At 61.0% G+C, this 18,514-nt stretch carries 17 protein-coding genes; 10 read left to right on the top strand and 7 right to left on the bottom strand.

What is annotated here, in order from left to right; all coding sequences use genetic code 11:
• The 7 genes from MXB90_RS10575 to MXB90_RS10545 all read right to left on the bottom strand — a co-directional run bounded on the left by MXB90_RS10575 (nt 1) and on the right by MXB90_RS10545 (nt 7,383).
• Nucleotides 1-891, bottom strand: coding sequence for a ParB/RepB/Spo0J family partition protein (locus tag MXB90_RS10575; RefSeq protein ID WP_250044435.1), 891 nt, complete (start codon nt 889-891; stop codon nt 1-3).
• A gap of 3 nt (nt 892-894) precedes the next feature.
• Nucleotides 895-1,710 carry a ParA family protein gene (locus MXB90_RS10570; RefSeq protein ID WP_250044433.1) on the bottom strand — a complete coding sequence of 272 codons (816 nt, stop codon included), beginning with the start codon at nt 1,708-1,710 and terminating at the stop codon, nt 895-897.
• Nucleotides 1,703-2,332, bottom strand: coding sequence for a 16S rRNA (guanine(527)-N(7))-methyltransferase RsmG (gene rsmG / locus MXB90_RS10565; RefSeq protein ID WP_250044431.1), 630 nt, complete (start codon nt 2,330-2,332; stop codon nt 1,703-1,705). Before rsmG ends, MXB90_RS10570 begins: the two co-directional genes overlap by 8 nt.
• Complete coding sequence (gene mnmG / locus MXB90_RS10560) at nt 2,332-4,194, bottom strand: tRNA uridine-5-carboxymethylaminomethyl(34) synthesis enzyme MnmG (RefSeq protein WP_250044421.1); 1,863 nt, start codon at nt 4,192-4,194, stop codon at nt 2,332-2,334. The genes rsmG and mnmG overlap by 1 nt, the downstream gene beginning before the upstream one ends.
• 12 nt (nt 4,195-4,206) lie before the next feature.
• Nucleotides 4,207-5,490, bottom strand: a complete 1,284-nt coding sequence (gene mnmE, locus MXB90_RS10555; RefSeq protein WP_250044419.1) for a tRNA uridine-5-carboxymethylaminomethyl(34) synthesis GTPase MnmE — start codon at nt 5,488-5,490, stop codon at nt 4,207-4,209.
• Between the two features lie 33 nt (nt 5,491-5,523).
• Nucleotides 5,524-6,795: a transcription termination factor Rho gene (gene rho / locus MXB90_RS10550; RefSeq protein WP_250044417.1), complete on the bottom strand. Its 1,272-nt coding sequence runs from the start codon at nt 6,793-6,795 to the stop codon at nt 5,524-5,526.
• Between the two features lie 123 nt (nt 6,796-6,918).
• Nucleotides 6,919-7,383, bottom strand: coding sequence for a CopD family protein (locus tag MXB90_RS10545; RefSeq protein ID WP_250044409.1), 465 nt, complete (start codon nt 7,381-7,383; stop codon nt 6,919-6,921).
• Nucleotides 7,384-7,786: 403 nt separating this feature from the next.
• Between MXB90_RS10545 and MXB90_RS10540 the strand changes: the two genes are divergently transcribed.
• The 10 genes from MXB90_RS10540 to MXB90_RS10495 all read left to right on the top strand — a co-directional run bounded on the left by MXB90_RS10540 (nt 7,787) and on the right by MXB90_RS10495 (nt 18,419).
• The gene (locus MXB90_RS10540; protein ID WP_250044406.1) at nt 7,787-8,380 is read left to right on the top strand and encodes a Maf family protein; all 594 of its coding nucleotides are present in this window, start codon (nt 7,787-7,789) and stop codon (nt 8,378-8,380) included.
• A complete protein-coding gene (locus MXB90_RS10535; protein WP_250044404.1) occupies nt 8,377-9,216 on the top strand; it encodes a shikimate dehydrogenase in 840 nt (279 codons plus the stop codon). The genes MXB90_RS10540 and MXB90_RS10535 overlap by 4 nt, the downstream gene beginning before the upstream one ends.
• Entirely contained in the window at nt 9,213-9,818 is a 606-nt protein-coding gene (gene coaE, locus MXB90_RS10530; protein ID WP_250044402.1) for a dephospho-CoA kinase, read from the top strand. The genes MXB90_RS10535 and coaE overlap by 4 nt, the downstream gene beginning before the upstream one ends.
• Nucleotides 9,811-10,512 (top strand): DNA polymerase III subunit epsilon, encoded by a 702-nt coding sequence (dnaQ, locus tag MXB90_RS10525; RefSeq protein WP_250044400.1) that lies wholly within the window; start codon nt 9,811-9,813, stop codon nt 10,510-10,512. The genes coaE and dnaQ overlap by 8 nt, the downstream gene beginning before the upstream one ends.
• A gap of 153 nt (nt 10,513-10,665) precedes the next feature.
• Nucleotides 10,666-11,616 (top strand): TAXI family TRAP transporter solute-binding subunit, encoded by a 951-nt coding sequence (locus MXB90_RS10520; protein ID WP_250044398.1) that lies wholly within the window; start codon nt 10,666-10,668, stop codon nt 11,614-11,616.
• Between the two features lie 96 nt (nt 11,617-11,712).
• Complete coding sequence (locus MXB90_RS10515; RefSeq protein ID WP_250044486.1) at nt 11,713-13,785, top strand: TRAP transporter permease; 2,073 nt, start codon at nt 11,713-11,715, stop codon at nt 13,783-13,785.
• The gene (locus MXB90_RS10510; RefSeq protein WP_250044396.1) at nt 13,782-14,144 is read left to right on the top strand and encodes a DUF1850 domain-containing protein; all 363 of its coding nucleotides are present in this window, start codon (nt 13,782-13,784) and stop codon (nt 14,142-14,144) included. The genes MXB90_RS10515 and MXB90_RS10510 overlap by 4 nt, the downstream gene beginning before the upstream one ends.
• Before the next feature lie 2 nt (nt 14,145-14,146).
• Nucleotides 14,147-15,346: an L-2-hydroxyglutarate oxidase gene (gene lhgO, locus MXB90_RS10505; RefSeq protein WP_250044395.1), complete on the top strand. Its 1,200-nt coding sequence runs from the start codon at nt 14,147-14,149 to the stop codon at nt 15,344-15,346.
• Nucleotides 15,343-17,118, top strand: a complete 1,776-nt coding sequence (locus tag MXB90_RS10500) for a sensor histidine kinase (protein WP_250044388.1) — start codon at nt 15,343-15,345, stop codon at nt 17,116-17,118. Before lhgO ends, MXB90_RS10500 begins: the two co-directional genes overlap by 4 nt.
• Nucleotides 17,115-18,419: a sigma-54-dependent transcriptional regulator gene (locus MXB90_RS10495; RefSeq protein WP_250044385.1), complete on the top strand. Its 1,305-nt coding sequence runs from the start codon at nt 17,115-17,117 to the stop codon at nt 18,417-18,419. Before MXB90_RS10500 ends, MXB90_RS10495 begins: the two co-directional genes overlap by 4 nt.
• Nucleotides 18,420-18,514: the final 95 nt, after the last annotated feature.

The following is an 18,514-nucleotide window of genomic DNA, read 5'->3' as shown; positions in this document are numbered from 1 at the left end:
TTAGCGCATCCCGCTGAGAAGCTGACACAACTCGTCCAGTTGTTCGAGCGTCCGATAGCTGATCGAAAGCGTGCCGCCGTCCAACCCATTGTGATCAATCGAGACCTTCATACCAATTGTAGCAGAAAGGTCGCCCTCTAGCGCGCGCGTGTCGGCATCCTTCTCGGCGGGTTTTCGTGCGCCATTGCCTTTTCGCGCCTCACCGCCCGTTGGCTCTTTGGCAAGACGCTCAGTTTCGCGCACGGACAAGCCGCGGGAAATCACATCCTGCGCAAGCTTGACGGGGTTCTCTGTCGTGATCAGCGCCCGCGCGTGACCGGCCGATAGCTTGCCTTCGCGCAACCAGCTCTGAACCTCGGGCGGGAGCTGCAGCAGGCGCAAGAGGTTTGCAATGTGGCTTCGACTTTTGGACAGGGCCTCTGCCAGCTTTTCTTGCGTATGTCCGAAACGGTCCATCAACTGCCGATATGCCAGCGCTTCCTCGAGAGGGTTCAGATCAGCGCGCTGGATATTTTCAATGATCGCAACTTCCAGAACCTCGGTATCCGTAAAATCGCGAATGATAACAGGCAGTTCGTGCAACTGCGCGATCTGCGCGGCGCGCCAGCGACGTTCCCCGGCAACGATTTCATAGCCGTCCTTTGACGGATGCTTGCGAACGATCAGAGGCTGAATGACGCCCTTTTCGCGGATGGATGCAGCAAGTTCTTCCAGCGCTTCAGGCAGGAAATCGCGGCGCGGCTGGTTGGGGTTGGGCTCGATTTGTTCGATCGGAATACGGTGCTCGGGCCGGCGTGCCGGAGCCTGTTCTTCGGTTACGACCCCAACATCCGCCATGAGCGCAGAAAGCCCACGACCAAGACCGCGGCGTTCAAATTTCTTGTCGTTCATCCCCTAGCCTTTCCGTTGTGCGATCTCATGCCGAGCAACCAGTTCCTGCGCCAGGGCACGATATGCCGCTGCGCCACGCGATACAGGATCGTAGGACAACACTGGCAGCGCAAATGACGGTGCCTCAGACACCCTGACATTCCGCGGAATCATCGTGCGGAACACGATTTCACCCAAAGTTGCGCGGGCATCTGCTTCAACCTGCTGCGACAAATTATTCCGAACATCATACATCGTCAGCACGACGCCCTCAATCCTAAGCCCCTGGTTTGCGGATTGCCGAACCTCACGGATTGTCAGCAAAAGCTGCGACAAGCCTTCAAGGGCAAAGAATTCTGCCTGCAGGGGGACCAGAACAGACTGGGCCGCCACCATAGCATTAATAGTCAAAAGACTGAGAGAGGGCGGGCAATCAATCAAGATGTAATCGAAGCCATATGCGTCAAGTGCTGGCTGGTGCAGCGCATCATGAAGAAGGAAGCTGCGTTTTTCGCTGGCGACAAGCTCCATATCCGCAGAGGACAGATCGGTCGTCGCAGGACAAATCCACAGACCCGGAATATTCGTGGGCAGAACCACCTCAGAAACAGGGGCTTCCTCAAGTAAAAGGTCATAGGTCGTTCGCTGACGCGCTTCGGGCTCAATCCCAAGGCCGGTCGAGGCATTGCCCTGCGGATCAAGATCCACCAAAAGCACTTTGTGGCCACCTTCTGACAGGGCCGCCGCAAGGTTGATCGCCGTTGTGGTCTTGCCAACGCCACCTTTCTGGTTGGCGATCGCAATGATCCGGGGCGCGGGCGGACGCGTCGGGTCAGGCACGAGAGACTCCTTGAATTTTCAACACGACAGAAGCGGGATCAGTAAGGCTGGGGATTGAATCAACATTAAAAACCCAGCGCGTACGGGCCAGTGCAACCTCGTCGCGCCAGGTTGCGCCCTTCGGAAATAACGCAGTGCCGCTTGACTTTAGGTGCAACTGAGCGAAATCCAGAAGCCTTGGCAAAGGCGCCAGGGCACGGGCGCTAAGAACGTCTGCGTCCATGGGCTCAAGCCGCTCTATCCGTTCGGAAAGAACAAGGACGCGCAAGCCAATTTCACGCGCCACGGTTGATAGAAAGGCCGACTTTCGCAGGTCACTTTCGACCAACGTCATCTGAATCCCAGGGGCCTTTTCTAACGCAAGGATCGCAATTACAAGGCCCGGAAATCCGCCCCCGCTACCCAAATCAACCCAGCGCCCTTCGCTTGGGGCGGCTATCGAAAACAATTGGGCCGAATCCAAAAAGTGACGCGCCCAGATATCTTGAAGCGTGCCATTGGACACTAGGTTTATGGCTGGATTCCACTTCTGCAGAAGCACCTCGTAGCGGCTCAAACGGTCCAGTGTTTCACGTGAAACATCGAAGCGCTCTTGAAATGTACGCACAGACGCATTGACCATTATGCCGACCGTGCCCGTGATAGCTGACGCAATTTGGCCAATACCAGCGTCAGGGCAGCCGGCGTCATGCCCTCAACCCGGGAAGCTTGCCCCAAGTTTGCAGGGCGCGTACGATGAAGCTTGCCTTTCAATTCGTTGGATAGACCATTCAATGCGTAGAAATCAAAGTCCTCAGGGATCTCCCACTCTTCGTCCCGTCGAAGCGCTTCAACGTCAGCTTCTTGGCGATCTAGATAGTTTGCATAAAGCGCATCGCGGCCAAGTTGATCTGCAACATCGCTAGGAATTTCCGATAGCGCCGACTCAGCCAGCGAAAGTTGTTCAAACGTCACATCAGGAAACGAAAGCAAAGCATAGGCGCTGCGCCGAACGCCGTCCTGATTCACCTTAATCCCAGCGGCGTTGGCTTGCTTTGGTGTGAACTGAACCGCCTCGAGCAGCGCTTTGCCGCGAGATAATGCTTCCATCTTCGCATGGAACGCGGCCGCGCGGGCCTGATGGACGCAGCCAAGCTCTATCCCAAGGGGAGTTAGCCGTTGGTCCGCGTTGTCTGCCCGAAGAGAAAGCCGGAATTCTGCTCGCGACGTGAACATCCGATAAGGCTCGCTCACACCACGGGTCACAAGGTCGTCAATCATCACACCGATATAGCTGTTCGTCCGACTCAGGATGACAGGGTCACGCCCAGCCGCTGCCAAGGCGGCATTCAAACCTGCTACAAGGCCCTGCGCTGCCGCTTCTTCATACCCAGTCGTCCCGTTGATCTGCCCCGCCAAATAAAGCCCGGCGAGCGCCCGAAGCTCAAGACTGCTGCGAAGGGCGCGTGGGTCTACGAAATCATATTCAATCGCATAGCCCGGCTGCAGAATACGGACTTGCTCCAAGCCTTTGATTGACCTGACATAGGCTTCCTGCACATCTTCAGGTAGCGACGTCGAGATGCCGTTCGGATAAACGGTCGGATCGTCGAGTCCTTCAGGCTCTAGAAAAACCTGATGCGACATCTTGTCGGCAAATCGCACAACCTTGTCTTCGATCGACGGGCAATAACGCGGCCCGACACCTTCGATATGCCCACCATACATCGCGGAACGGCTAAGGTTCTCGCGAATGATCCTATGGGTTTGCTCATTCGTATGAGTAATTCCGCAGTTCACCTGCCGCACAAAGGGCTTCTTGTGCATGAAGGAAAACAGAACAGGGTCGTCATCGCCTGGCTGCGTCTCAAGCGAAGTCCAATCGATCGTTTGGCCATCTAGCCGTGGCGGGGTCCCGGTTTTCAGACGACCAAGCGGCAATCCAAGATCGGTCAAGCGCTTGGCCAACGGGACCGATGGACGATCACCCATCCTGCCACCAGCCTGGCGCTGATCGCCGATGTGAATGACGCCATTCAGAAACGTACCAGTGGTTAGAATAACCGCACTTGCGGAGAGCGCAGATCCATCCGCTAGAACGACCCCGCGAACGCGGTGTTCATCCACGATCAGATCAGCAACCTCGCCTTCGATCACGATCAGTCTGGTCTGAGCTTCGGTCAGCTTTTGGACAGCCGATCGATACAGCTTTCGATCCGCCTGCGCGCGCGGTCCCTGGACAGCGGGCCCCTTTCGCCGATTGAGCAAACGGAACTGAATCCCCGCCCAATCCGCGGCGCGTCCCATGATTCCATCCAAGGCGTCAATTTCTCGAACCAGATGCCCTTTTCCCAGACCGCCGATCGCCGGATTGCAGGACATTACCCCCAGCCCGTCTTTGCGCAACGTGACAAGCGCGGTTTGAGCACCCATGCGAGCGGCGGCATGGGCAGCCTCGGCGCCCGCATGCCCACCTCCGACAACGATGACATCCAGATGTTTCACGTGAAACACTCCTTATTTGCCGATGCAGAAGCTGGCAAAGATTTCATCCAGAAGGTGCTCTACATCCACCCGTCCAACAAGGGACTCCAGCGCGCGTGCAGCGCGACGGAGATTCTCTGCCGCCAATTCTGCACGGTCCGGCCCATGCGATATCTCATTTTGCGCCGCTTCCAAAGCTTCAAACGCACGCAACATCGCAATCCGATGCCGCTCCCGTGTCATTACACCAGCTTCTGCCGCGCGCGCAGCCAAAATTCGCGTGACTTCTTTAACAAGAAGATCAAGACCTTTGCCAGTCTTGCCTGAAACCGCAAGCCCACCATGGGCCCCCAGATCGGCCTTTGCATGTGCAACGATATCCTCAGCAACCGGAGTCAATAAAGGAACACCGTCCTCTTCCACCAGGAAAATTCGCAAATCAGCAGCTTCCGCCCGCTGCAACGCGCGCTCAACGCCAATCGCTTCAACCACATCATCGGTATCGCGCAACCCAGCCGTATCCAGCAGCGTCACAGCCAAGCCGTCCAGATCCATACGCACTTCGATGACATCGCGCGTAGTTCCGGCGATTTCCGACGTAATCGCCGCCTCACGTCCAGCCAAAGCGTTCAAAAGTGTAGATTTCCCTACATTCGGACGCCCAACGATTGCAACTTCGAATCCCTCTCGGATGCGCTCGGCCGATGAAATGCGCGTCAGTTCCTGACCAAGGGCATCCTGAACGAAACCGACCAGAACTTGCACCTCAGTTGAAACATCAACCGGCACGTCTTCATCCGCAAAGTCTATCGTTGCCTCAATCAACGCTGCGGCCCGAACCAGCTTGCCGCGCCAATCATCAACTACCGACCCGACCGCGCCGGACAGAACCCGAAGCGCCTGTTTCCGCTGCGCCTCGGTTTCGGCCTCGATCAGATCCGACAACCCCTCGACCTGCGCCAGATCGAGGCGACCATTTTCCAGCGCGCGACGGGTGAATTCGCCCGGCTCTGCTAAACGCAACCCTGGCATCCCCCCAAGTCCACGCAAAACCGATGCCACTGTCGCAATGGCGCCATGCACGTGCAACTCAGCAACCTGTTCACCCGTAAAGCTTTTTCCCTGATCAAAGCAAAGAACAACGGCCTCGTCCAGAACCTCGCCATCAAGCTGTAAACGCCGAACACCGGCCACCCTGGCCGGCGGAAGGCTGCCCGCCAGTGTCATGGCGGCATCCCAGGCCAGTGGCCCGGAAATACGAATGACGGACACGCCCGCTTTTCCGCGGGCAGTGGCCTGCGCGAAGATCGTATCCAAGCTGTAACCCCTTGTGGGAAAAGAAAAACAGCGTCAGCCGTTCATCGAATCGAAGAATTCCGCGTTGGACTTGGTCTGCTTCAGCTTCGAGATCAGGAACTCGATCGCATCCGTCGTCCCCATCGGGTTCAGAATGCGCCGCAGCAGATAGGTTTTCTGCAAATCCTTGGAATCGACCAGAAGATCCTCTTTCCGGGTGCCGGATTTCAGAATATCCATCGCCGGGAACACACGCTTGTCGGCCACCTTGCGGTCCAGCACGATTTCGCTGTTGCCCGTGCCCTTAAACTCCTCAAAGATCACTTCGTCCATCCGGCTGCCGGTATCAATCAGCGCCGTCGCGATGATTGTCAGGCTGCCACCCTCTTCGATGTTCCGCGCCGCACCGAAAAACCGCTTGGGCCGTTGCAGCGCATTGGCGTCCACACCCCCGGTCAGCACCTTGCCCGAAGACGGCACCACCGTGTTGAACGCCCGGCCCAGGCGCGTGATCGAGTCAAGCAGGATGACCACGTCGCGCTTGTGTTCCACCAGGCGCTTGGCCTTTTCGATCACCATTTCCGAAACCGCGACGTGCCGCGTCGCCGGTTCGTCAAAGGTCGAGGAAATCACCTCGCCCTTCACCGACCGCTGCATGTCGGTCACTTCCTCCGGGCGTTCGTCGATCAGAAGAACGATCAGGTAGCATTCCGGATGGTTTTTCTCGATCGAATTCGCAATGTTCTGAAGCAGAACCGTCTTACCAGTCCGCGGCGGTGCCACGATCAGGCTGCGCTGACCTTTGCCAATCGGTGCCACAAGATCGATGATACGCGCCGAACGATCCCTGATCGTCGGATCCTCAATCTCCATTTTCAGGCGCTCATTCGGGTAAAGCGGGGTCAGGTTGTCGAATGCAACCTTATGACGGGCCTTTTCCGGATCTTCAAAGTTGATCTTTTCGACCGTGGTCAGGGCAAAATACCGCTCATTCTCACCAGGCGCCCTGATGATGCCCTCAACCGTATCGCCCGTGCGCAGGCTGTACTGACGGATCATGTCGGGCGAGACATAAATATCATCCGGCCCCGGCAGATAGTTCGCCTCGGGCGAACGCAAGAAGCCGAACCCGTCCTGCAGAACTTCAAGAACACCATCGCCACCGATCTCGATCTCATCTTCGGCATGTTCCTTGAGGATCGAGAACATCATCTCGCCCTTGCGCATGGTCGAGGCGTTCTCGATCTCCCATTCCTCGGCCATGGCCAGCAGGTCAGCCGGGCTTTTCGCCTTCAGGTCAGACAGGTTCAAACGTTCCTTGGTCATGGGGGGCCCACTCGCTCTGGCGACCGTCATGCGGCGCAAATATGAAATATCGGAAGCCCTCATGCCGGACGGCAGAGGTTTGACCGCCATCTAAGCGTCAATCATGCCCGAGTCAACAAAAGCTCAGAATTTGACGATCACCGCCAGCACGATCACGATCATGAACAGCGTCGGCACCTCGTTCATCATCCGGTACTGGCGGCCGGTCAGCTGGTTCGCCCCGCTCGCCAAATCCTTGCGCCGCGCCGCACACCACATGTGAAACCAGGTCATGCCGATGACCCCCGCCCCCTTCGCCCAAGGCCAGGCCGAGGTCCAGTCAACAATCCCCGGGGTCAGAACCAGCGCCAGACCGAACAGCCAGCTGGAAATCATCGCAGGATTCATGATCGCCTTAAGCAGCAGCCTTTCCTGGTGCTGAAACAGCAAATCCATATCCGATCCCCGCACCACGCCCTGCTTCTTCAGCCCTTCAACGTGGTAAACATACAGTCGGGGTAAGTAGAACAGCCCCGCCATCCACGCGAGGATCGACATGACATGCATGGATTTGATCCATGGGTAGGTCGAGGCGAGAAAATCCGTCATATGCGTAACCTTTCCGTAACAACCTCTTCTTAATGATAAGAAGAAATAAAAGAAAAGATGATGATGATGTAAGCCCTGTGGACGATGGGGATTAACGCGTTGTAAACATCTTGTCCCCAGCGACAGCGCCGATTTCCATAAAATTTTGTGCCCTTGGGAAAGTTTTATGTTTCAGTTGTATTTCAACACGTTGCGGGAAGTTTGACGGCTGACAAGATTGTGGATAATTCGCGGATACATGGTGGGGCGCGGCAAAATCCCACAGGACGCTTGAAGCACCGCCAACAGGTGGAAAACCCGCGCAGTTGCTTGACAAGACCGACCGGAAACGGGGATGGATCAGGGGTTCGGCACTTCTCCCCAGGATTGCCCCTTATCCTCAGGCCGCTTTATCCACACGCCCATGCACATCATCCTTGCCTCTGCATCCCAGATCCGGGCAACCCTTCTGCGCAACGCGGGGCTGGACCTGCAGGTTGAACCCGCCCGTATCGACGAAGACGCAATCCGCGACGCCCTGATGGCGGAATCTGCCCATCCGCGCGATGTGGCCGATACCTTGGCCGAGATGAAGGCACTGAAGGTGTCCGCCCGCCATCCCGGGGCATTAGTCCTCGGCGCCGATCAGGTGCTGGAGCTGAAGGGCGCGATCTTTTCCAAGCCCGCCACCCCGCAGGATGCCTGCGACCAGCTCGCGCAACTGTCCGGCCGCACGCATCGGCTGCTGTCGGCGCTGGTTTGCGCAGGCGATGGCATACCGCTTTGGCGCCATGTCGCCGAGGTTCGTCTGACCATGCATGACCTGACCCCGGATTTCATTGAATCCTATGTTGCCCGTAACTGGCACAGCATCCGTCATGCAGTCGGCTGCTATAAGCTGGAAGAGGAAGGCGTTCGGCTTTTCTCGGCCATTGAAGGCGATTACTTTGCCGTGCTGGGCCTACCCCTTGTCGAATTCCTCAACTGGCTGCGCGTCCGAGGAGAGCTGAGTACATGACAGACCATCCCCGCATTCCACTGGCCGGCGTGATCGGCTCGCCCGTGGCCCATTCCCGCTCACCGGCGCTGCACGGGCATTGGTTGCGCAGCTATGGCATCCAAGGGTTCTATATTCCCATGGATGTGGCAGCGCACAACCTTGAAACCGTGCTGCGGACGTTGCCGAAGGCTGGTTTTGTCGGGTGCAACGTCACCATTCCGCACAAGGAAGCGGCGTTGAAAATCGCCGATGTTGTGTCGGATCGCGCGGCCTTGATCGGTGCGGCGAACACGTTGATCTTCCTTCCCGACGGGCGCATTCACGCCGATAATACCGACGGATACGGCTTTATCGCAAACCTGCGCCAGAATGCGCCCGCCTGGGACCCCGGCGCCGGTCCTGCCGCGGTGATCGGTGCGGGCGGGGCCGCCCGCGCGGTCGTCGCTTCATTGCTAGAGGCGGGTGTGCCCGAACTGCGCATCGCAAACCGCACCCGTGCCCGGGCAGAAACCCTGCGCAGCGAATTTGGCGCGCGTCTGGTCGTCTATGACTGGGGGCAAGCCGGAAACATGCTGGATGGCGCGGCAACGGTGGTGAACACTTCGTCGCTGGGCATGGTCGGCAAACCGGATTTCCGAATTCCGCTGGATGCGTTGTCCCCCAAAGCCGTTGTGACGGATATTGTCTACACACCCCTGCGCACCCCGCTTCTGGAACAGGCCGAGGCCCTGGGCTGCACGGTTGTTGACGGGCTTGGGATGCTGCTGCATCAGGCGGTTCCGGGTTTTGAACGCTGGTTCGGCCTGCGCCCCGACGTCACCGACAGCCTACGCAACGCGGTGCTGGGCGCATGATGTCACGCAAGGGTCCGTTCCGTCTTGGCCTGACCGGCTCAATCGGCATGGGAAAATCGACGACCGCTGCGATGTTCGCGGCGCAGGGTGTTCCGGTCTGGGATGCAGATGCAACGGTGCATGCGCTTTACGCGCCGGGCGGTGCCGCCGTGCCGGCGATCGCTGCCGTCTTTCCCGAAGCCGTGCGTGACGGCGCGGTGGATCGCGCCGTCCTGAAGGCCATTCTGGCAGCGGACAAAACGGCTCTATCCCGGCTGGAATCGATTGTTCATCCCTTGACCACGGCTGCCCGGCTGGCCTTTCTGGACGCGCATCGCGATGCTGATCTCGTCTTGCTGGATATCCCGCTTTTGTTCGAAACGGGGGCTGATCGCGATTGCGATGCAACCCTTGTCGTATCGGCACCGCCTGCGTTGCAGCGCGCCCGCGTCCTGCAACGGCCCGGCATGACCGAACAGCAGTTGGACCTGATCCTGTCCCGGCAGATGCCTGATGCGGAAAAGCGCGCGCGTGCCGATTATGTCATCGAAACGCTGACCCTTGATGCGACCCGTCAGGCCGTGCAAAGCTTGATCGCAAAGATCCGGGGGCAAGATGCGTGAAATCGTTCTGGATACCGAAACCACCGGCTTTGAACCGTCCGAAGGCCACCGCATCGTGGAAATCGGCGCGGTAGAACTTTTCAACCACGTCCCCACCGGCCGAACCTACCATCAATATATTCAGCCTGATCAAAAAATGCCGCAGGAAGCCTTTGATGTTCACGGCATCAGCGACGATTTCCTGAAAGACAAACCCCGCTTTGCCGAGATCGCCCAGGCATTTCTGGACTTCATCGGCCCGGATTCCAAGCTGGTGATCCACAACGCCGCCTTTGACATGAAATTCCTGAATGCCGAACTGGGCTGGGCCAAGATGCCCTTGATCGGCAATGACCGGGCGCTGGATACGCTGATGATCGCACGGCGCAAGTTCCCCGGCTCTCCGGCCTCGCTGGATGCGCTGTGCCGCCGGTTTGGCATCGACAATTCCATGCGTGAAAAGCATGGCGCGCTGCTGGACAGCGAAATCCTGGCCGAGGTCTATCTGGAACTGATCGGCGGGCGCCAGCCGGGTTTTGGCCTGCACACCGAAACCGCGGGCCTTGCCGATGCCGGCCCTTCCGACGATTGGCGCCCCCGCCCCCGGCCGCAGCCATTGCCCCCCCGCCTGACCGAGGCCGAGGCCAGGGCGCATGACGATTTTGTCGCGCGGATGGGCGAAAAGGCGATCTGGGGCCGTTACCGCGTGCATTGACCGCAGGCGATTTTCTGCGCCACCTTTGGCGGAAATCTGCGAAGTTTCTTGCACCCAGTTGCTTCAATTTCTTGAGCGGTGCCTGATTTTTCAGCAACCATCCCGCATCGTTCGCATAACGATGCGACCCATTGTCCTGAGGAGGAGATGACGATGACCATCAAACTGAAGCTCGGCGCGATTGTTGCCGGGGCGGCGCTTAGCGTGGCCCCCCTGTCCGCGCAGGCCGAACAATTCATCAACATTCTGACCGGCGGCACGTCGGGCGTTTACTACCCCCTTGGGGTTGCGCTGTCCAAGGTCTATGCCGACGGCATCGACGGTGCGCGCACCCAGGTGCAGGCCACCAAAGCTTCGGTCGAAAACCTGAATCTGCTGCAGCAGGGCAAGGGCGAACTGGGCCTTGCGCTGGGGGATTCCGTGAAATTCGCCTGGGAAGGCAACGAGGATGCCGGTTTCAAGGCACCCTTGGACAAGCTGCGTGGCATTGCGGCGGTTTATCCGAACTACATCCAGATTGCGGCCTCAGCGGAATCCGGCGTGACCAGCCTTGCCGACCTGGCGGGCAAGGGCCTGTCGGTTGGCGCGGCGAAATCGGGCACCGAACTGAACGCCCGCGCCATCCTTGAGGCGGCCGGCATGAGCTATGCCGATCTGGGCAAGGTGGAATACCTGCCGTTTGCGGAATCGGTTGAACTGATGAAGAATCGGCAACTGGACGCCACCCTGCAATCGGCGGGTCTTGGGGTTGCCTCGCTGAAGGATCTGGGCACCACCCAGGCGATCGAAATCGTCTCTATTCCGGCGGATATCGCCGAAAAACTGGGCGCGCCCTACATCGCCGCTACTATCCCCGCGGGCACCTATCAGGGCCAGGATGAAGACGTGCCGACCGTGGCGGTCGTCAACTTCCTTGTGACCCATGATGGCGTGGATGAAGAAACTGCCTATCAGATGACCAAGCTGCTGTTCGAGAACCTGGAAACGCTGGCGGCGGCGCACAACGCGGCGGCGGCGATCGATCTGCAAAAGGCCATTGAAGGCATGCCGATCCCGCTGCATCCGGGGGCGGAACGCTATTACCGTGAACAGGGTCTGATGTAAGATCCGAAAGTCGGCAAGGTCGGGCAGCCGCGCGCTGCCCGCCTTTTCTGTTGTATCGCGGAGGAACGGATGCTGCACGACAACCCGAAACACAAAATGCCCGATAGCGCGCCCGACCTGTCTATCCACGATCCTTTGGCCGACAGCTTTCCGGGCGGCGCCGAAGGTCGCACCCTGTTCTGGATTGCGGTCGCGTTTTCCGCCTTCCAGATCGCCACTGCCGCGCATCTGATCGACTTCGCAAGCCAGATCGTCAGGGCGTTCCACGTCGGTTTCCTGCTGCTTCTGGGCTTTCCGCTTCTGGCGCTGGCACGCAAGGCGGGCCCCGCCGTGAAGGCGCTGGCCTGGGCCATGGCCGGGCTGGGCGTAGTCGTGGCGCTTTATCAATATTGGGACTATGTCCCGCTTCTGATGCGCGCCGGTGACCCCTTGCCCCGCGATATCGTGCTGGGCGTGATCGCCATCGGCACGGTCTTTGTCGCTGCCTGGGCGCTGATGGGGCCGGCGCTGCCGATCATTTCGGCGCTCTTTCTGTCCTACGCGCTGTTTGGCCAGCACCTGCCCGCGCCGCTTAATCACCGCGGCTATGATTTCGCGCAGGTGATTGAGCATCTGGCCTATGGCACCGAGGGCATCTACGGCATCCCGACCTATGTATCCTCAAGTTATATCTTCCTGTTCATCCTGTTCGGTGCGTTTCTGGAAAAGGCGGGGATGATCCGCCTGTTCACCGACGTGTCGCTGGGCCTTGTCGGGCACAAACAGGGCGGCGCGGCGAAGGTGTCGGTTCTGTCCTCGGGCCTGATGGGCACGATTTCGGGGTCAGGGGTGGCCAATGTCGTCACCACCGGGCAGTTCACCATCCCGCTGATGAAAAGCTTTGGCTATCGCCCGGCCTTTGCTGGTGGCGTAGAGGCGACGGCATCCATGGGTGGTCAGATCATGCCGCCGGTGATGGGCGCGGTTGCCTTCATCATGGCCGAAACCCTGGGTGTTGATTATGTCGAGGTGGTCAAGGCCGCGCTGATCCCCGCGATCCTGTATTTCCTGGGCGCGTTCTGGATGGTGCATCTTGAAGCGGGCCGCCGCAACCTGCGCGGCCTGTCGCGCGACGAACTGCCTTCCCCCCGCAAGGCGCTGAAGGAAAGCTGGTATCTGATCCTGCCGCTGGCAGTGCTCGTCTACCTGCTGTTTTCGGGCTACACACCGCTGTTCGCCGGCACGATCGGTCTGGCGCTGACGGTGCTGCTGATCCTTGGCGGTTCGGTGGCGCTGGGTCTGCCGGCCGGTGCGATCCGGGTGATCTTCTGGATCGGCTTGGGCCTGATCGCCGCCGCCTTCTTCAAATTCGGCATCTGGGTGGTCACCGCCGCGATTGTGGCGCTGATCGTCGTCAACGCCCTGTCCAAGGGCGGGCGCGAAACGCTGGCCATCTGCCGTGACAGCCTGGCCGACGGGGCCAAGACGGCGCTGCCGGTGGGCATTGCCTGTGCGCTGGTGGGCGTGATCATCGGTGTGATGACGCTGACCGGGGCGGCCAATACCTTTGGCCAGTTCATCGTAGGCGTGGGCGAAAAGAACCTGTTCCTGTCGCTGGTGCTGACGATGATCACCTGCATCGTGCTGGGCATGGGGATTCCCACGATCCCGAACTACATCATCACCTCATCGATCGCGGGTCCGGCGCTGCTGGAACTGGGTGTGCCGCTGATCGTGTCGCACATGTTCGTGTTCTACTTCGGCATCCTTGCCGATCTGACGCCGCCGGTGGCCCTGGCCTGTTTCGCGGCGGCACCGATTGCCAAGGAAAACGGCCTTCGCATCTCGCTTGAGGCGATCAAGGTCGCGGCGGCCGGTTTCGTCATCCCGTTCATGGCGGTCTATACCCCGGCTTTGATGCTGCAACCCGGCGGCCCCTTGGCCGAGGCCATCGGCTTTGCGCCTGCGGTGGCCTACATTGTGTTGAAGGCCGTGCTGTCGATCGGGCTTTGGGGTGCTGCTGTGATCGGTTGGCTGGGTCGCGATCTTGCCTTCTGGGAACGTTCGCTGGCGATGGCGGGGGCGTTCACCTTGGTCGCGGCGATGCCGATTACCGATGAAATCGGCTTTGCCCTTGTTGCCCTGTTTGCCGCGGCGCTTTGGTTCCGGCGCGGTCGCGTGGCGGCATGACCGCCTGCCTGATGATCGGGGCCACGCTTCTGTCGCTGTCGGGCGATGCTTTCACGCTGGAATGGGAACATTCGGTGGAAAGGATCGCCTGGCAAGAAGCGTGGCAGATCACGCCAGTTGGCCTGAAGCTGACCCGCGCCGCCGTGAAAGGTTCTGGCGCGGGGATGGATCCGGGCCCCGACGCCCGCCTGGTCGATGGCTGGTGGGTCTGGGCCCCGTCCCTGCCGCCGCTGCCAACCCTGACGCTTGCCGCCTCTGGCGCAACGCGGGCAGGGTGGCGGCTGTGTGACGGGGATGACTGTCGCGAACTGGGCGCAGCCCCCGGCGATGCAATCACGCTTGCCCCCTGCGGAGGCTAGATATGGAAACGGCGGATTTCGTGGTGGTCGGCGGCGGCATCGTGGGGCTTGCCACGGCCTTGCGCCTTCAGGCGCTGCACCCGCGCGCGCGCATCCTTTTGCTGGAAAAAGAGGGGGCGGTCGCCCAGCATCAGACCGGGCGCAATTCGGGCGTGATCCATGCCGGTGTCTACTATGCCCCCGGCAGCCTGAAGGCGCGGTTCTGCCGCGATGGCGCCGCGGCCACGCGCGTCTTTTGCGACGAACACGGCATTGCGCATGAAACCTGCGGCAAGCTGATCGTCGCAACCGACCCCGCGGAACTGCCACGCATGCAGGCGCTGTTTCAACGCGCCAGCGCCAATGGCATCCGCATCGAGCAAATCCCGGGTGACACCGCCCGCAAGTGGGAGCCGAACATCCACAGCCTGGCTGCGCTATGGTCCCCAGATACCGGCATCGTCGATTTCGGCGCGGTCGCGGCCCATATGGCGCGCCTGTTTGCCGAACGCGGCGGCACAATCCGCCTGGGTGTCCGTGTCCTTGGTGGAGTTGAAGCGGAAACGGGCGTCACGATCCGCACAAAAACAGGCTCTATTTCTGCAGGAAAGGCCGTTTTCTGCGCGGGGCTGCATGCCGACAGGATGGCCGGTGCCTTTGGCCTCGACCCGCAATTCCGTATCATCCCGTTTCGTGGTGAATATTTCCGTATTCTGAACCAGCCCAAGGATCTGGTGCGTCGGCTGATCTATCCGGTGCCCGATCCGGAACGCCCCTTCCTTGGTGTGCATCTGACGCGCAAGATGGATGGCGGGTTTACAGTTGGGCCGAATGCGGTGCTGGCGATGAAGCGCGAAGGCTATGGAAAGATGGATGTTTCGCCATCCGATCTGGCACAAAGCCTTGCCTGGCCGGGGTTTTGGCGGGTGTTGGCCCGCAATTTCGGACCGGCGATGGGGGAACTTGCCGCCTCGGTCGCGCGCCCGTTGTATTTGCGCAAGGTGCGGCGTTATTGCGACCGGATCGGATTGCGCGATCTTGCGCCATATCGTGCCGGGGTGCGCGCGCAGGCCGTCGCCCGCGATGGCCGCCTGATCGACGATTTCCTGTTCATGGACGGGCGCCACAGCCTTCATGTCTGTAACGCGCCCTCACCCGCGGCCACCTCGGCCATTCCGATCGCGGATCATATCGTCGCGCGTCTGCTTGGGCCGGGCGGATGATGGCGCGGCGCGGCATCCTTTGGCTGTTTCTGGCGGTGGCGGTGCTTGCCGTCCTGGCCTTTGTGACCGCGCAACGAATTGGCATGTCACAGCTGGACCTGCGGCTGGATCAGTCGTTGATCCTGACCGCCCGCGCCGTTGAAAGCGAGATTGAGCGGTTCCGATCCCTGCCCGCCGTCGCGGCCGAGGATGCGCGTATCCGCGATGCGATCCGCGCGCCCGAAAGCCCCGCGGCGATTGATGCCGCAAACCGCTATCTGGAAACGCTGGTGCGGCACACCGGGGCCACGCATCTGTATCTGATGGATGCGCAGGGCCGGACCCTTGCGGCCTCGAACTGGGATCAGGCGGATAGTTTCGTGGGCCAGGATTACGGCTTCCGCCCCTATTTTACCGATGCCTTGGCCAATGGCCGCGGTGGTTTCTATGCCATCGGCGTGACCACACGCTTGCCGGGATATTTTTTGTCCACACTGATTGAGGGTGGCGCGCGCGGTCCCGGGGTTCTGGTGGTCAAGATCGACCTGATGCCGCTGCAACAAACCTGGGCCTCGGCGCGGTCATCAACCGCGTTGGCGGATGCCGATGGCGTGGTCTTTCTGTCGGGCGACCCGTCCTGGCTTTATCGCCCGCTGCGCCTGCTGGGGTCGCAGGCGCAGGCGCGGTTGGCCGAACAGCGCACCTATGATGGCACCGATCCCGCCAGCGCCGCACCGCTTCTGGTCGGTGCGGCGGATGCATTTGCGCTGCGGGACGGGGTGGGCCGCATGATGCGCGTGCGCACCGCCGATATTCCCGGTGAAGGCTGGCAGCTGCTGGCGGCCGGTCCGGTCGCGCCGGTGCAGGGTGCTGCGGCGGCCTGGGCGCTGGCTGTGGCTGTTCTGGCTTTGATCGCTGCTGGTGTCGCGAAAATTCAGCGTCAGCGCAGGCAGTTGGTCGCACTGCGCCTGCGCCAATCGGACCTGCTGGAGGAAAAGGTGACCGAACGAACCCGCGCCCTTGCCCGCGAGATTGAGGCCCGCCGCCAGACCGAAGCCAGTCTGCGATCGGCGCAAGAGGTGTTGGTCCATTCCGAAAAAATGGCCGCGCTGGGCCGCATGTCTGCCGCGATCGTCCATGAAATCAGCCAGCCACTTGCGGCGATGGAGGCGACGCTTGCCGCCGCCGAAATGTCCCTGCCGCAGGGCGATACCGCGCGCACCGCCACGCGCATCGAAACCGCGCGCGGGCTGATCCGCCGGATGCAGCGCACGACCAAGCATCTCAAGACCTTCAGCCGGAAAGAGCCGAATACCCTGGACGTCATTGCGCTTGCGGCCCCGGTGGAAAACGCGCTGGAACTGGTGCAGCCCCGTGCCCGCGCGGTTGGGGTCTACCCCACGTCTTCTGGCGGAACAGAGCCTGTTTTGGTGCGGGCCGGGGCGGTCCGGCTGGAACAGGTCTGTGTCAATCTGCTTCTGAACGCGCTGGACGCGGTCGATGGCCGAGCCGATGGCGCGGTATCCATCGGCATCACGACGACCGGGCCCGAAGCCCGCATCACCGTGCAGGATACCGGCGCCGGGATCGCGCCCGATCACCTGAAACGCGTGGCCGAGCCGTTCTTTTCCACCAAGGAAAGCGGCGAGGGGCTTGGCCTTGGGCTTGCCATCTCTCAGGCAATCATTGCCGAATTCGGCGGCCGCATCGAGATTAAATCCACCTTGGGCGTCGGCACCACGGTCACGGTAATCCTGCCGCGCGCACAATCCGGCCAGGAGGCCGCCGAATGAACGCGCTTGTCCATGTTGTCGATGATGATGCCGACCACCTGGCCGCCCTGTGCGATCTGATCGAGGCGGGCGGCCATCGGGTGCAGGGGTTCACATCCGGCGCGCAGGCCCTGGCGGCCCCGGATCACCCCGATGCGCTGATCACCGATCTGCGGATGCCCGGCATGGACGGGTTCGCCCTGCTAGAGGCACTTCGCGCCCGCGGTGGCGACCTGCCCGTCATCATGCTGACCGGGCATGGTGATGTGCCCCATGCGGTGCGCGCGATCCGCATGGGCGCCGAGGATTTTCTGGAAAAGCCCTATGATGCGGCCCATCTGCTGATGGTGCTGGATCGCACCCTGCGCGCCCGCGCCACGCGCGAAGAACTCGCGCGCCTGCAGGATGCGGTGCGGGTTCGGGAAAGCGGCGCGATCCTGGGTGACTCTGCGGCGATCATCGCCCTGCGCGACCGTGTTGCCGCGCTGGCCGTGCTGGATGTTGATGTCGTCGTCACCGGGGAAACGGGCACCGGCAAGGAACTTGTGGCGCGCGCCCTGCACAGCCAGGGCCCCCGTGCCCAGGGCCCCTATGTCGCGATCAACTGCGCCGCCCTGCCCGAAGCACTGTTTGAATCCGAAATGTTCGGCCATGCCGCCGGTGCCTTTCCCGGGGCGCCGGAAAAGCCGGGCAAGCTTGAGTCGGCGCACGGCGGCACCCTGGTTCTGGATGAGGTCGAAGCCCTGCCGCCCCCGCTTCAGGCCAAGTTGCTGCGCGCGCTGCAGGAACGTCAGGTGGAACGGCTGGGCGAAAACCGTCTGCGCCCGCTGGCGCTTCGGGTCGTGGCAACGTCCAAGGCCGACCTGCGGGCGATGACGCTGGACGGCAGTTTTCGCCCGGATCTTTTCTACCGCCTGGCGGGTGCCGAAATCGCCACACCCGCGCTGCGCGAACTGGGGGATGATATCACCCTGATCTTTGCGCATTTCGCCCGCCTTGCCGCAAGCCGCTATGGCCGCCCCTTGCCTGACCTTCCCTTTGCCTTGCGTGGGGCCCTGCTGCGCCGACCCTGGCCCGGCAATGTGCGCGAACTGAAGGCAGCCGCCGAACGTTTTGCGCTGGGCCTGGACCTGCCCGATGTGCCGCCCGCCGCGGCCGCGCCCGCCGAAACGCTGGCCGATCGGGTGGCACAGTTTGAGGCGCGCGAAATCCGCGCCACGCTGGAACGCTGCCGCGGCAATACCGAACGCGCCGCGCAGGCGCTTGGGATGCCGCGGCGGACGTTGAACGACAAGATGAACCGCTATGGAATTCGTGCCTGACCGTGCCCGCCCGGCAGAAAAGTGACCCAAGGTGCACTTTTCCCGTGGAACTCGGCCCCCGCAATCCTTAAATGGCATCCGTCTTCGGTCTTGGG

It is taken from the genome of Phaeovulum molybdatiresistens (assembly GCF_023544865.1).
Taxonomy (GTDB): Bacteria; Pseudomonadota; Alphaproteobacteria; order Rhodobacterales; family Rhodobacteraceae; genus Pontitalea.
The sequence above is the reverse complement of the archived record's forward strand: the minus strand, read 5'-3'. Positions and strand labels throughout refer to the sequence as shown.